The following is a 13,747-nucleotide window of genomic DNA, read 5'->3' on the forward strand; positions in this document are numbered from 1 at the left end:
CTCAAAACTTCTGCCGAACGATTTGATAACGACGCCCCAGGTACCAGACCGGCGCACTGACGATATGGACCAGACGGGTGAACGGGAACAACACGAACAGGGTCAGGCCCAGCACCACGTGGAGCTTGTAGACCAGGCCCACCGGCGCTATCGAGGTAGCGGCTTCAACCGGACGCAACAGCACGGTGTTCTGCGCCCAGTCGGCCAGCATCACCATCACCGAGCCGTCCATATGGGCGGTGGACGCGACGATGGTCATCAGCCCCAACACCAGTTGCACCAGCAGCACTACCAGCACGAGGATGTCCGAGGCACTGGACGTGGCGCGAACCCGTGGGTCAGTCAGGCGACGGTTGAGCAGCATCACCAGGCCGATCAGGCCCAGTACGCCGAAGAAACCGCCGGAGACCATCGCCAACAACTGCTTGTTCTCGGTGCTCAGGAAGTGGTGATAAACCGCCGAAGGCGTCAGCAGCCCGACGAAGTGCCCGGCCAGCACGAACAGCACGCCGATGTGAAACAGGTTGCTGGCCACGCGCATGCCGCGCTTGTTGAGCATCTGGCTGGAACCGGCCTTCCAGGTGTACTGGGACAGGTCGAACCGCGCCCAGCTACCGATCAGGCAAATCGCCAGGGCGACATAGGGGTAGACCCCGAACAACAACAGATCCCATTTAGACATTGCCCACCTCCCCGGCTGGCGCTGCGGCCCGCCCTTCATGCTGAAAATCCACCCAGTGCAGCGGCACCGCACTTTCGTCCCGCGCCTTGCCCGGCGCGCTTGGCATCGAGCTGCAACGGTCTTGCTGCTCGGCCTTCATGAAATCCACCGCCTCTTCTTCCCAGACCCTGTCCAGGGCTTCGAGGGAGTCGTCCCGTGGCTCGGCCTTTACTTGCTCAAGCATCTCGGCCACCGCCACCTGGGGTTCAGCACCGGATATCTGCAGCAAGGCCCGGAAGCAACTGGCGTAGGCGCTTTCACGCTCTTCCAGGCGCGCCGCGAGCAAGGCCAGCAGGTGCGCTACATCGGCCAGGCCCTCGCGGGCCTCGATGTCTTCGCGGGTGGAAAGAAACTCCAGGTACAACGGGATGTAGTCAGGCAGCTCCTTGACGCCGATGGCGAAACCGGCTTCTTCGTACTGGGCCATCATGTCGACCATGGCCTGGCCGCGGTCACGGGATTCGCCATGGACATGTTCGAACAACAGCAGCGACAGCGAACGACCGCGGCCGAACAGCGCACCGTAGTGCTCCTGGCCGTCCATCAAGTCCTTGCCGCAGATCACCTCCAGCAACTCGAACAACCCGGAGCGCTGGGCGGGACTGATTTCCCGCGCCTGGAGAATGGCCTGTTCCAGCTCGTCACGACCGGCCACCAGGGTCTCGGTCGGGTAATCGAGCAGCAACGAAATCACTTTGAGAATGCGCATGCTCATTCCTCCCACAACTGCACGGTTTTGATCACGTCGCGGCGGTTGGCCTTCTTGCCACCGAACATGTTGGTGTCGGAACTGCCACTGCAACCACTGCCAAAGCTGAAGCCGCAACCGGAGCGCTCGGCGAACGCGTCGCTCATGGCGTCTTCGCGGTGGGCGCTTGGCACGACGAAGCGGTCTTCGTAGTTGGCGATGGCCAGGTAGCGGTACATCTCTTCCACCTGGTTCACGCTCAAGCCGACGTCGGCCAGCACTTGCAGATCCTGCACGCCGTCGACCTGCTCGGAACGCTTGTAGGCCCGCATCGCCAGCAAGCGTTTGAGGGCAAGCTTGACCGGCTTTTCATCGCCGGCGGTGAGCATGTTGGCCAGATAGCGCAGCGGGATACGCAGGCTGTCGACGTCCGGGATCACCCCGTTCATGCCCACGGTGCCGGCCGTGGCAGCGTTCTGGATCGGCGACAGTGGCGGCACGTACCAGACCATTGGCAAGGTGCGGTATTCCGGGTGCAGCGGCAGTGCGAGTTTCCAGTCCACGGCCATCTTGTAGACCGGCGAGCGTTGCGCCGAATCGATCACCGACTGCGGTACGCCATCGGCCAGGGCCTGGCGAATCACCGCCGGGTCGTTCGGGTCGAGGAAGATCTCCAGTTGTTTCTCGTACAGGTCCTGCTCATTGGCGGTGCTTGCCACTTCGCTGATGCGATCGGCGTCATACAGCAGCACACCGAGGTAACGGATGCGGCCAACGCAGGTTTCAGCGCAGACGGTCGGCATCCCGGCTTCGATGCGCGGGTAGCAGAAAATGCATTTTTCCGATTTGCCGCTCTTCCAGTTGAAGTAGATCTTCTTGTACGGGCAGCCGCTGATGCACATGCGCCAGCCGCGGCATTTCTCCTGGTCGATCAGGACAATGCCGTCCTCCTCGCGCTTGTAGATCGCACCGCTCGGGCACGATGCCGCGCACGCCGGGTTCAGGCAGTGCTCGCACAGGCGCGGCAGGTACATCATGAAGGTGTTTTCGTACTCGCCGTAGATGTCCGCCTGGATCTTGTCGAAGTTCTTGTCCTTGCGCCGCTTGGCGAATTCAGTGCCGAGGATTTCCTCCCAGTTCGGGCCCCACTCGATCTTCTCCATGCGCTTGCCGGACACCACCGAGCGTGGTCGTGCGGTGGGCTGGTGCTCGCCCAGCGGTGCGGTGTGCAGGTGCTGGTAGTCGAAGTCGAACGGTTCGTAGTAGTCGTCCAGGCTCGGCAGGTCCGGGTTGGCGAAGATGTTCGCCAACACGCGGAACTTGCCGCCGATGCGCGGGTTGATCGAACCGTCAGCGTTGCGGATCCAGCCGCCTTTCCACTTGTCCTGGTTTTCCCACTCCTTGGGATAGCCGATGCCAGGCTTGGATTCGACGTTGTTGAACCAGGCGTACTCCATGCCTTCGCGACTGGTCCAGACGTTCTTGCAGGTAATCGAGCAGGTGTGGCAGCCGATGCATTTGTCCAGGTTCAGGACCATGCCGATTTGTGAGCGAATCTTCATCTCAGTTCTCCTCGATATCAGTCGGCAGTGGACGCGGCAAATCATCGCCACTGGAACCATCGAGCCAATCGACCTTGACCATCTTGCGCACCACGACGAATTCGTCGCGGTTGCAACCGACCGTGCCGTAATAGTTGAAGCCGTAGGCCTGTTGGGCGTAGCCGCCAATCATGTGGGTGGGCTTGAGCACCACGCGGGTCACCGAGTTGTGGTGGCCGCCACGGGTCTTGGTGGTTTCCGAACCCGGCACGTTCACGATCCGTTCCTGGGCGTGATACATCATCACCATGCCTTCCTTGACCCGTTGGCTGACCACCGCACGGGCGGTCAGCGCGCCATTGACGTTGAAGCATTCGATCCAGTCGTTGTCCTCGATACCGGCGCGCTTGGCGTCGATTTCCGAGAGCCAGACAATCGGTCCGCCACGGCTCAAGGTCAGCATCAGCAGGTTGTCGCTGTAGGTGCTGTGGATGCCCCACTTCTGGTGCGGGGTGATCCAGTTCAGGACGATCTCGGTCTCGCCATTGCTGCGCTTGCCCTTCACGCCGGCGATGGTGCGGGTGTTGACCGGTGGCCGGTAACTCATCAATTGCTCGCCGAACGCCTGCATCCACGGGTGGTCCTGGTAGAACTGCTGGCGACCGGTGATGGTGCGCCATGGGATCGACTCATGGACGTTGGTGTAGCCGGCGTTGTAGCTCACGTGATCGTCTTCCAGGCCAGACCAGGTAGGGCTGGAAATGATCTTGCGTGGCTGGGCCTGGATGTCACGGAAGCGAATCGCCTCGTGCTCCTTGGAAATGGCCAGGTGGCTGTGGTCGATGCCGGTGAATTCCGACAGCGCCGCCCAGGCTTTCAGTGCGACATGGCCGTTGGTTTCCGGCGCCAGGGACAGGATCACTTCGGCAGCGTCGATGGCGCTGTCGATTTTTGGCCGCCCTTGGCTGATGCCCGCCTCGACTTCCTTGTGGTTCAGCTCACCGAGGAATTTCACTTCGGTTTCGGTGTTCCAGTTGATGCCCTTGCCGCCGTTGCCGAGTTTTTCCAGCATCGGGCCCAGGGAGGTGAACTGCTTGTAGATGTTCGGGTAGTCGCGTTCCACCACGTGCAGGTTCGGCGCGTTCTTGCCCGGGACCGGTGCAACGCCGGCGCTTTTCCAGTCGGTGCCGCCGAATGGCTGGGCCAGTTCGCCGACGCTGTCGTGCATCAGGGGTACGGTGACCAGGTCTTTCTCGACACCCAGGTGGCCGACCGACATGGCGGAAAACGCCTTGGCGATGCCCTTGTAGATTTCCCAGTCCGAACGCGATTCCCAGGCCGGATCGATGGCCGCCGACAGTGGGTGAATGAACGGGTGCATGTCCGAAGTGTTCATGTCGTCTTTTTCGTACCAGGTAGCAGTCGGCAAGACGATGTCGGAATACACGCAGGTCGAGGACATGCGGAAGTCCAGGGTGGTCACCAGGTCGAGCTTGCCAATGGCGCCCTCGTCGACCCATTCGGCTTCGGTGGGCTTGCACTCGGTGCTATGGCCGATGTCTTCATTCATCACGCCGTTCTTGGTGCCCAGCAGGTACTTGAGCATGTACTCGTGGCCCTTGCCCGAGGAGCCCAGCAGGTTGGAACGCCAGATGAACATGTTGCGCGGGAAGTTCACCGGGCTGTCCGGTTGCTCGCAGGCAAAGCGCAGGGAACCGTCCTGCAGCGACTTGACCACGTAGTCCTTGGGGTCCAGGCCCGCGGCGGCGGCGTCCCGGCAGATGTGCAGCGGGTTGGTGTTGAGCTGCGGTGCACTCGGCAACCAGCCGGCCCGTTCGGCGCGGATGTTGTAGTCCAGGGCGTGCTCGGGGAATTGCGATTTGTCGGCCAGGGGCGAGAGCACATCGTGCATGCTCATCTTCTCGTGGCGCCATTGCGAACTGTGGCCGTAGAAGAAGCTGGTGCCGTTCATCTGCCGTGGCGGACGGTTCCAGTCCAGGCCAAAGGCCAGGGGCAGCCAGCCGCATTGCGGACGGAGTTTTTCCTGACCGACATAGTGGGCCCAGCCGCCGCCGGTCTGGCCGACGCAACCGCAGAGCATGAGCATGTTGATCAGCCCGCGGTAGTTCATGTCCATGTGGTACCAGTGGTTCATCGCCGCACCGACGATGATCATCGAGCGTCCACGGGTCTTGTCGGCGTTGTCGGCGAACTCGCGGGCGATCTGGATCGCTTTCTCGCGGCTCACACCGGTGATCTGCTCCTGCCAGGCCGGGGTGCCGGGCACCGAAGCGTCGTTATAGTCCTTGGCAACGTTGGCGCCGCCCAGGCCACGGTCGATCGCCAGGTTGGCCGCCGACAGGTCGAATACGGTAGCGACTTTCGCCACGCTGCCATCGGCCAGCACCACGTTGTGCACCGGCACCCGACGGAACTGCACCGCATCACCGGCCACATGCTGGAAGTACTCCTGGGCTTCGCCGGCGAAGTACGGGAACGCCACCTCGGCGACGTCGCCGCCGATCAGGCTCAGCTTGAGGTCGATCTCACGCCCCTCGCCGCCTTCACGGGGCAGGATGTTCCACTTGCCCTTCTCACCCCAGCGATAGCCGATGGAGCCTTGGGGCGAAACCAGTTCGCCGCTGGCATCCAGGGCGATGGTTTTCCATTCCGGGTTGTTGTCCTGGCCGAGGTTGTCGGTCAGGTCGCTGGCCCGCAGGAAACGGTCCGGCTGGTAACCGGCACCCGGCGCGGCGCCGAGCATTGGCTTGAGCATCACCAGCACCGGCAGGTCGGTGTAGCGCTTGGCGTATTCGGTGAAATAGGCGCTCGGCTTGTCCAGGTGGAACTCTTTGAAGATCACATGGTTGAAGGCCTGGGCCAACGCGGCGTCGGTGCCCTGCTTGGGGTTGAGCCACAAGTCGGTGAGCTTGGCGACTTCTGAATAGTCCGGGGTGATCGCCACGGTCTTGGTGCCCTTGTAGCGCACCTCGGTGAAGAAGTGGGCGTCAGGGGTGCGGGTTTGCGGGACGTTGGAGCCCCAGGCAATGATGTAGTTGGAGTTGTACCAGTCGGCCGATTCCGGCACGTCGGTCTGCTCGCCCCAGACCATCGGCGAAGCTGGCGGCAGGTCGCAATACCAGTCGTAGAAGCTCAGGCACACGCCACCGATCAACGACAGGTAACGCGAGCCGGCGGCGTAGCTGACCATCGACATGGCCGGGATCGGCGAGAAGCCCACCACCCGGTCCGGGCCATGTTCCTTGATGGTGTAGACGTTGGCCGCGGCGATGATCTCGTTGACTTCTTCCCAGTTGGAACGGATGAAGCCACCCATGCCGCGCTTGCTTTTATAGGAGTCGGCCTTGGCCTTGTCCTCGACGATGCTGGCCCAGGCTTCCACCGGCGGCAGAGTCTGCCGGGCTTCGCGCCACAGCTTGAGCAATGGCTTGCGAATTTTCGGGTACTTGAGCCGGTTGGCGCTGTAGATGTACCAGCTGTAGCTCGCGCCGCGAGGGCAGCCGCGTGGTTCGTGGTTGGGCAGATCGTTGCGGGTACGCGGATAGTCGGTCTGCTGGGTTTCCCAGGTGATCAGGCCATTCTTGACGTAGATTTTCCACGAGCACGAACCGGTGCAGTTCACCCCATGGGTGGACCGCACGATCTTGTCGTACTGCCAGCGCGAACGGTAGACGTTCTCCCAGTCGCGGGACTCCTTGCGGGTCTCGCCGTGACCATCGGAAAACTCGCCTTGCTTGCGGTTGAAAAACCGCAGTTGATCCAGTAAATGACTCACAGTGTGTTCCTCTCAGGCTTGCTCCGCGGGGTCTGCGCCCCGCCCACGCAGGTTTAGGTTCGGCTTAGCAAGGTGTCGCGGCGCCCTTGCGGGCATACCACCACCAGGTCACCACGATGCAGCTCAGGTAGAAGCCGACGAACATGTAGAAGGCCATCTCCGGGCCGCCGGTCAGGGCCATCGAAGTGCCGAATGATTTGGGAATGAAGAAGGCTCCGAAGGCGCCCATGGCCGAGCTGAAACCCAGCACGGCGGCCGATTCCTTGCCGGCATTCTTGAGCGCCTGCTCGCGCACCTCGGGCTTTTTCCCCAGGGCGGCTTTTTCATGCAGGGTGCGGAAGATCACCGGGATCATGCGGAAGGTCGAACCGTTGCCCACACCCGTGGTAATGAACAGCAACATGAACATGCCCAGGAAGCCGTAGAAGCTGCCGCCCTGGCCGTTCTGCGGAAGAAAGTGCAGGACGCCGAAGACCATCGCGATCATCAACACGAAGTTCCACAAGGTGACCTTCGCGCCACCGAGCTTGTCCGCCAGCCAGCCGCCCAGCGGCCGTACCAGCGCGCCCACCAGCGGGCCGAGAAAGGCGAATTTCAGGGCGATGACTTCCGGGAACGAGGTCTTGATCAGCAGCGGGAAGGCGGCGGAGAAACCGATGAACGAACCGAAGGTGGCCAGGTACAGCCAGCACATCAGCCAGTTGTGCTTGCGCTTGAAGATCACCGCCTGCTCGCTGAACGAAGCGCGGGCGCTGGACAGGTCGTTCATGCCGAACCAGGCAATCAGGGTCACGGCGAGGATGAACGGCACCCAGATGAAGCCGGCGTTCTGCAACCACAGCGAGCTGCCGTCGGCCAGGACTTGCGGTTGGCCGCCCATGAAGCCGAACACACCGAAGGAAATCACCAGTGGCACGCTGAACTGCATCACCGACACGCCCAGGTTACCCAGCCCGGCGTTCAGGCCCAGGGCGGTGCCCTGCTGGGACTTGGGGTAGAAGAAGCTGATGTTGGACATGCTCGAGGCGAAGTTGCCGCCACCAAAACCGCAAAGCAATGCGATCAGCACGAACACGCTGTAGGGCGTGGCCGAATCCTGCACGGCGAAGCCCATCCACAAAGCCGGTATCAGCAACGACGCCGTGCTCAGCGCGGTCCAACGACGCCCGCCGAAGATCGGCACCATGAACGAGTAGAAGATGCGCAAGGTCGCGCCGGACAGCCCCGGCAATGCCGCAAGCCAGAACAGCTGGTCAGTGCTGAAGCTGAAGCCGATGGCGTTCAGGCGCACAATCACCGTGCTCCAGACCATCCACACCGCGAAGGCCAACAGCAGCGCCGGGATGGAAATCCACAGGTTGCGCCGGGCGGTCAGTTTGCCGCTACTGCCCCAGAAAGCAGGGTCTTCCGGGCGCCAGTCATGAATGACCGGGCCCTTTTCAGGCGTTTGCAGAACGGACATGTTCTTCTCCTTGGGCAATGCTGGAAAACGGGGATTGAGTGGCCGGCGGCTGTTTACCCAGCAGCGGGCGCTTGCGTATTTCGCTGAAGTACATCCAGGCCAGTGACACCCAGACCACGCCGTACATCAACATGAAGCAGGACGAGCGCACGCCGGTGAGGTCCACCAGGGCGCCGAACATGATCGGCAGCACGAACCCGCCCAGGCCGCCGGCCAGGCCGACGATGCCGGACACTGCGCCCATGTTTTTCGGGTAGTCGTTGGCGATGTACTTGAAGACCGAGGCCTTGCCGAACGCGAAGGCGATGCCCATCACGAACAGCAGCACGGTGAACAGCGTGGCGTTGAGGCCGATGTGGAAATCGACGATGCCGTTGACGGTCTGCACTTGCAGTTGAGTCTGGGGATAGGAGAGCAGGAACAGGCAGATCCAGCTGACCCACAACACCCACCAGGTCACGCTCTGGGCGCCCCAGCGGTCGGACATCCAGCCACCGACGGCCCGCAGCACGCCACCGGGCAAGGAGAAACACGCCGCCAGCAGCGCCGCGCTTTGCAGGCTGAAGCCGTATTCCTGCACGTAGTACTTGGTCATCCACAAGGCCAGGGCCACGTAGCCACCAAACACGATCGAGTAGTACTGGCAGTAGCGCCACACGGCTGGCTCTTTCAGGGTTTGCAATTGCTCGCGCAACGTCGCACCGCCAGTGCCGCTGTGTTCCTTTTTCTCGGTGGTGAGAAACCAGAACAGCAGCGCAGTGATGAACAGGATGGCGCTGAACACTTTCGGCACCAGGTGCCAACTGCCGAACGCGATCAGCGCCGGAGCGAGGAACTTGGTCACCGCCGCACCGGCGTTGCCGGCGCCGAACACGCCCATGGCAAAACCCTGGTTCTGCTTGTCGAACCACTTGGCGACGTAGGCGATGCCCACCGAGAACGAGCCCCCGGCCAGGCCGACGAACAGGCCCAGCACCAGGAACTGCCAGAAGGCCGTAGCGAGGGTGATCAGGTACAGCGGCAATACGCAGGCCAGCATCAGCAGGAAGAACACGATCCGTCCGCCAAAGCGGTCGGTCAGAAGCCCCAGGGGTAGACGCACCAGCGAACCGGTCAACACCGGCGTGGCGGCCAGCAGGCCAAACTGGGTTTCATTGAGGGCCAGCAGTTCCTTGATCGGAACCCCCAGCACAGCAAACATCATCCAGACCATGAAGCACACGGTGAAGGCCAGGGTACTCATCCCTAGTACCAGCCCTTGTTGCACTTGCGCTCGCATCACGATGCACTCCGTCAGTTCGATGGGCGCAGCCTAGTGATACGAACCCCGCGAAAACTTGACCTGGGTCAACGTGCGCCGGGGCGGTACAGGCCTATGCTTGGCCCGTCTACCTCCAAGGAGGTAGGTCCTGATATTGATACAACCCTTTATTTATCAATACTTTGAACAAGTCTGCCGAAGCTTTTATGGAAATGGAGCGGCCGACAACTCTTTAGAGGTAGTACGCCCAGGATTGGCTGCTACACCCCCAGGTCCAAGGCGCGCCCATGCTCGCTTCACCGTTTTTCCTCGCAGGTCCGCGTCGATGATGCGTTGGCTGCGCAGTTCCCTGCCCGCTCGCGCCGGGCTGGCGGTGATCTTGATCGCCATCCTGGCCCTGGCCAGTTCCTTGAGTGCCGGGTTGATCGCCTGGTTCAGCCAGGGCGACGCTGCCGCCATCAACACCGCCGGCTCCGTGCGCATGGAGACCTACCACCTGAGCTGGAAACTGGCGGCGGGGGCCCACGACGACATCCCGGCGATCATGGACAGCCTGCAACAACGCCTCGACAGCCCTGCCCTGCGCGCTGTGCTGGAAGACGGGCCGGAAACCTCCTTGCACACGAGCTATCGCGACCTTGTACAACGCTGGAACCAGACCTTGCGCCCGGCCATCGAGCGTGGTGACTCGGCATTTTTCCAGGCCAGTGCCAACACCTTCGTCGATCAGTTGGACCAGTTCGTCACCCTGCTGCAACGCCAGAGCGAGCATAAGCAAGGCTGGCAGCAGGCGATCCAGGGCATGGCGCTATTCAGCACCATGATCATCTTGCTGATCGGCCTGTATGAATTGCAGTACGGCGTGGTCACGCCCTTGCAGGAGTTGGTCGACGCCACCCAGCGCTTTCGCCGTGGCGAATTCCAGGTGCGGGTCAATCACCAGTCCGAAGATGAACTGGGCCAGTTGGCGACCAGTTTCAACACCATGGCCGAAACCATCGAACAATCGCACCGCACCCTGGAAAACCAGGTCCAGCAAAAGACCCTGAACCTGCAACAGGCCAACGCCGCCCTGGAGCTGCTGTACCAGAGCAGCCGCAGCCTGGCGACACGCCAGGCCAATGCCGAAGGGCTGGATGAACTGATCCGACGCTTCCAGCAGCGCCTGCCGGGCCTGCGCCTGACGTTGTGCCTGCAAGGGCAATTGCAGTCACCGGCCAGGCACCTGCTGGCCCTGCATGGCGCCGCCAGCCGCCAGGTCTGCGCCAGCAGCGATTGCGCCAGTTGCCATAAACACAACGCTGCGCGCCCGCAAGCCTTCAGCATCAGTAACCAGGGCAACGAGCTGGGTGAGCTCAAGGCGCATTTTGTCGACGGCCACGCCGCACAGCCCTGGGAAACCGCATTGATCCAGGCCCTGGCCAACCTGATCGGCACCTCGCTGTCCCTCAAGCGCCAGCGCGAACAGGACCATCGCCTGCTGCTGCTCGATGAACGCACGATCATTGCCCGCGAGCTGCACGACTCCCTGGCCCAGGCCTTGTCGTACATGAAGCTGCAAGTCAGCCGCATGCAGACCCTGATGCGTCGCGGCGAACCGGTGCAGACCCTGGAGACCGTCACCGGTGAACTGCGTGAAGGGCTCAACAATGCTTATCGCCAGTTGCGCGAGTTGCTGACCACCTTCCGCTTGCAGATCCACGATGACGGCCTGGTCGAGGAACTCAAGGACACCGCCGAGGAGTTCTCCAACCGAGGGGATTTCCAGGTGCACCTGTTCATCGACACCCTGGCCTTCGAGCTGTCGGCCAGCGAGCAGATCCACATCCTGCAGATCACCCGCGAGGCCCTGTCCAACTGCCTGCGCCACGCCCATGCACAAAACGCCTGGCTCGAACTGCGCCAGGAAGGCGAGACCGTGCAGCTGTCGATCGAAGACGATGGCCGCGGCTTCAGTGGCGAGGTCGACCAGCGCGAACACCATGGCCTGAACATCATGAACGAACGGGCCCGCAGTCTGCACGGCCAACTGCAGATTCTCTCCAGAACACCCCAGGGCACCCGCATCCAGGTGCATTTCCAACCGGAATTCCTGGGCCAACACACCGAAGGCCTCGCAACATGAACGCCCCCCTGCGCCACACCCTGCTACTGGTCGACGATCACCCGATGATGCGTCGCGGGATCCGCCAGATGCTAGAGCTCGAAGACGATTTGCAGATCGTTGGTGAAGCCAGCCACGGCGAAGAAGCCCTGACCCTGATCGAGCCGCTCAAGCCCGACCTGGTCCTGCTGGACAACAACATGCCGCAGATGAACGGCATCGAGACCCTGCGCCGGCTGCGCGCCATGCACTACACCGGCAAGGTACTGCTGTTCACTGTCTCCGATGCCGAGGACGACATCCGCGATGCCTTGCGCCTGGACGCCAACGGTTACCTGCTCAAGGACATGGAGCCGGAGCTGCTGATCCAGTACATCCGCGATGCCCTCAACGGCGCCCTGGTGATCAGCCCGGGCCTGACCCGCGTCATGGCCCAGGCACTGCGCTCGCCACCGCGCCAGGCCGATGTGGAACTGACCGAGCGCGAACGCCAGGTACTCAAGACCATCGCCGGCGGCTACAGCAACAAGGTCATCGGGCACAAGCTGGGCATTACCGAAGGCACGGTCAAGGTCCACGTGAAGAACCTGCTGCACAAGCTCGGCTTGCGCTCACGGGTCGAAGCCGCCGTGTGGGCGATGGAGCATTTGCGCGGGGCGGGCTAGCCCTGCAAAACACACCAACTGTGAGAGCAGAGCCTGCAGGAAAAAAACCTGTGGGAGCAAAGCTTGCTCGCGATAGCGGTGGTTCAGCTTGCGCAAATGTTGAACGTGCTGCCGCCATCGCGAGCAAGCTTTGCTCCCACAGGGGATTGGCAGCAGATCTGGATTTCGTCCCCCACAGGGTTTGTGTCTTGATCGCGCAGCCCATCCCTCTTCCGAGGTAGGCCTGCCGAGGCATAGGCCGGCGGCGATTTGGGCTCTACCATGACGGCACGCGGAGGTACGCCATGCTGACCCACCCTTCCATCGTTTTACTGTTGCGTCGTCATCACCTGTTCAGCCAACTGCCGGAGCGGGTCTTTGAAGATGTCTGCAGCCTGGCCGTCCTCAGGCGCCTGGACTGCAACAGCACGCTCATGCACCAGGGCGATCCGGCCAAGCGGTTTTTCTTGCTGGTCAGTGGTCAGATCAAGCTGTTCCGGGTAACCGGTGAGGGCCAGGAGAACCTGGTGGAAATCATCCAGCCCGGCCAGACCTTCGCCGAGGCCCTGCTGTTCAGCCAGGCCCGTTGCTATCCGGTCAGTGCGTCGGCGATCAAGGACAGCGTGCTGGTGAGTATCGAGGGTACCCATTACCGCAAGGCCCTGGAGGACCAGCCCAAGGTCTGCCTGGCGATCCTGGCGAGCATGAGCATCCATCTGCACCAGCGCCTCAAGGACATCGACAACCTGACCTTGGCCAGCGCCAGTCGGCGGGTGATCAATTTCCTGCTGCAGGAGCGGGATCCGCGCGATGGTCAGGTGGTTTTGCAGGTGTCCAAGCGGCTGGTGGCTTCCAAGTTGGGGATCCAGCCGGAGACGTTTTCGCGGATTCTTCATCGGTTGGTGGATGGGGGGTTGATTGCCATGGAGCGACGTCAGATTCGTATCTTGTCCGAGGATGGGCTTGAGGGTTATCAGCAGTAGGTTTCTTTGTGTGAATATCCATTTCTTCGGTAACGGCTACTTAGGGTTCCGCCCTGACGGCGGCTCACTTTTGAGAAGCGCAAAAGTAAGCAAAACGCTTTTTGCCCCACCACTCGGTGCCTCGCTTAGGCTCGGCATTCCCTCACTCAGGCATTGCTCCGTGGGCCGCCGCGAAGGGCCATCCATGGCCCAGCGCGGCTACCTCGGCATCCATGTCGAGGTGCCCACTCCACAATGCCTGCGTTCGGCCATCGTGGTTAACGGGGCGCCGAGATCAACGTCCACCACGAGGCGGCCTGATAGCCGACCTGGCTCTGGGTGAGACCGCGTTTCTCCTGTGGGAGCAACTGTCTTGGATGGTTTATTTAGCCGGCACATTCAGCATCCGCGTCGATTGTGAGACCGCATTCGCGAGCAAGCTCGCTCCCACAAGAGGGCTGCGGCGTACATAGGTTTTGTGGCTGCTGAAGATCCAGTGTGGGAGCGAGCCTGCTCGCGATTGCGGTGGTTCAGTCACATGGATGTTGAACTTGCTGGCCTCTTCGCG

At 61.9% G+C, this 13,747-nt stretch carries 9 protein-coding genes; 3 read left to right on the forward strand and 6 right to left on the reverse strand.

The features are described from left to right. Position 1: 1 nt before the first annotated feature. The 6 genes from narI to HU749_RS16975 all read right to left on the reverse strand — a co-directional run bounded on the left by narI (position 2) and on the right by HU749_RS16975 (position 9,487). Entirely contained in the window at positions 2–682 is a 681-nt protein-coding gene (narI, locus tag HU749_RS16950; protein ID WP_024616157.1) for a respiratory nitrate reductase subunit gamma, read from the reverse strand. After that, the gene (narJ, locus tag HU749_RS16955) at positions 675–1,430 is read right to left on the reverse strand and encodes a nitrate reductase molybdenum cofactor assembly chaperone (protein ID WP_014339180.1); all 756 of its coding nucleotides are present in this window, start codon (positions 1,428–1,430) and stop codon (positions 675–677) included. Before narJ ends, narI begins: the two co-directional genes overlap by 8 nt. Positions 1,431–1,432: 2 nt before the next feature. After that, complete coding sequence (gene narH / locus HU749_RS16960) at positions 1,433–2,971, reverse strand: nitrate reductase subunit beta (RefSeq protein WP_014339179.1); 1,539 nt, start codon at positions 2,969–2,971, stop codon at positions 1,433–1,435. 1 nt (position 2,972) lies between these two features. Then, on the reverse strand, positions 2,973–6,746 hold the full coding sequence (locus HU749_RS16965) for a nitrate reductase subunit alpha (RefSeq protein ID WP_186651865.1): 3,774 nt from the start codon (positions 6,744–6,746) through the stop codon (positions 2,973–2,975). A gap of 64 nt (positions 6,747–6,810) precedes the next feature. Then, positions 6,811–8,208 carry a NarK family nitrate/nitrite MFS transporter gene (locus tag HU749_RS16970; protein WP_046062143.1) on the reverse strand — a complete coding sequence of 466 codons (1,398 nt, stop codon included), beginning with the start codon at positions 8,206–8,208 and terminating at the stop codon, positions 6,811–6,813. Continuing rightward, the gene (locus HU749_RS16975) at positions 8,186–9,487 is read right to left on the reverse strand and encodes an MFS transporter (RefSeq protein WP_189664758.1); all 1,302 of its coding nucleotides are present in this window, start codon (positions 9,485–9,487) and stop codon (positions 8,186–8,188) included. Before HU749_RS16975 ends, HU749_RS16970 begins: the two co-directional genes overlap by 23 nt. Before the next feature lie 307 nt (positions 9,488–9,794). On the opposite strand from HU749_RS16975, the gene HU749_RS16980 reads away from it, so the two are divergent. The 3 genes from HU749_RS16980 to HU749_RS16990 all read left to right on the forward strand — a co-directional run bounded on the left by HU749_RS16980 (position 9,795) and on the right by HU749_RS16990 (position 13,200). Beyond that, positions 9,795–11,594: a HAMP domain-containing protein gene (locus HU749_RS16980; RefSeq protein ID WP_046062141.1), complete on the forward strand. Its 1,800-nt coding sequence runs from the start codon at positions 9,795–9,797 to the stop codon at positions 11,592–11,594. Next, the gene (gene narL, locus HU749_RS16985) at positions 11,591–12,238 is read left to right on the forward strand and encodes a two-component system response regulator NarL (protein ID WP_003202460.1); all 648 of its coding nucleotides are present in this window, start codon (positions 11,591–11,593) and stop codon (positions 12,236–12,238) included. The genes HU749_RS16980 and narL overlap by 4 nt, the downstream gene beginning before the upstream one ends. Positions 12,239–12,522: 284 nt before the next feature. After that, positions 12,523–13,200, forward strand: a complete 678-nt coding sequence (locus HU749_RS16990) for a Crp/Fnr family transcriptional regulator (RefSeq protein ID WP_095962479.1) — start codon at positions 12,523–12,525, stop codon at positions 13,198–13,200. Positions 13,201–13,747 lie beyond the last annotated feature (547 nt).

This window comes from Pseudomonas ogarae, from assembly GCF_014268695.2.
In the GTDB taxonomy this organism is placed as follows: domain Bacteria; phylum Pseudomonadota; class Gammaproteobacteria; order Pseudomonadales; family Pseudomonadaceae; genus Aquipseudomonas; species Aquipseudomonas kilonensis.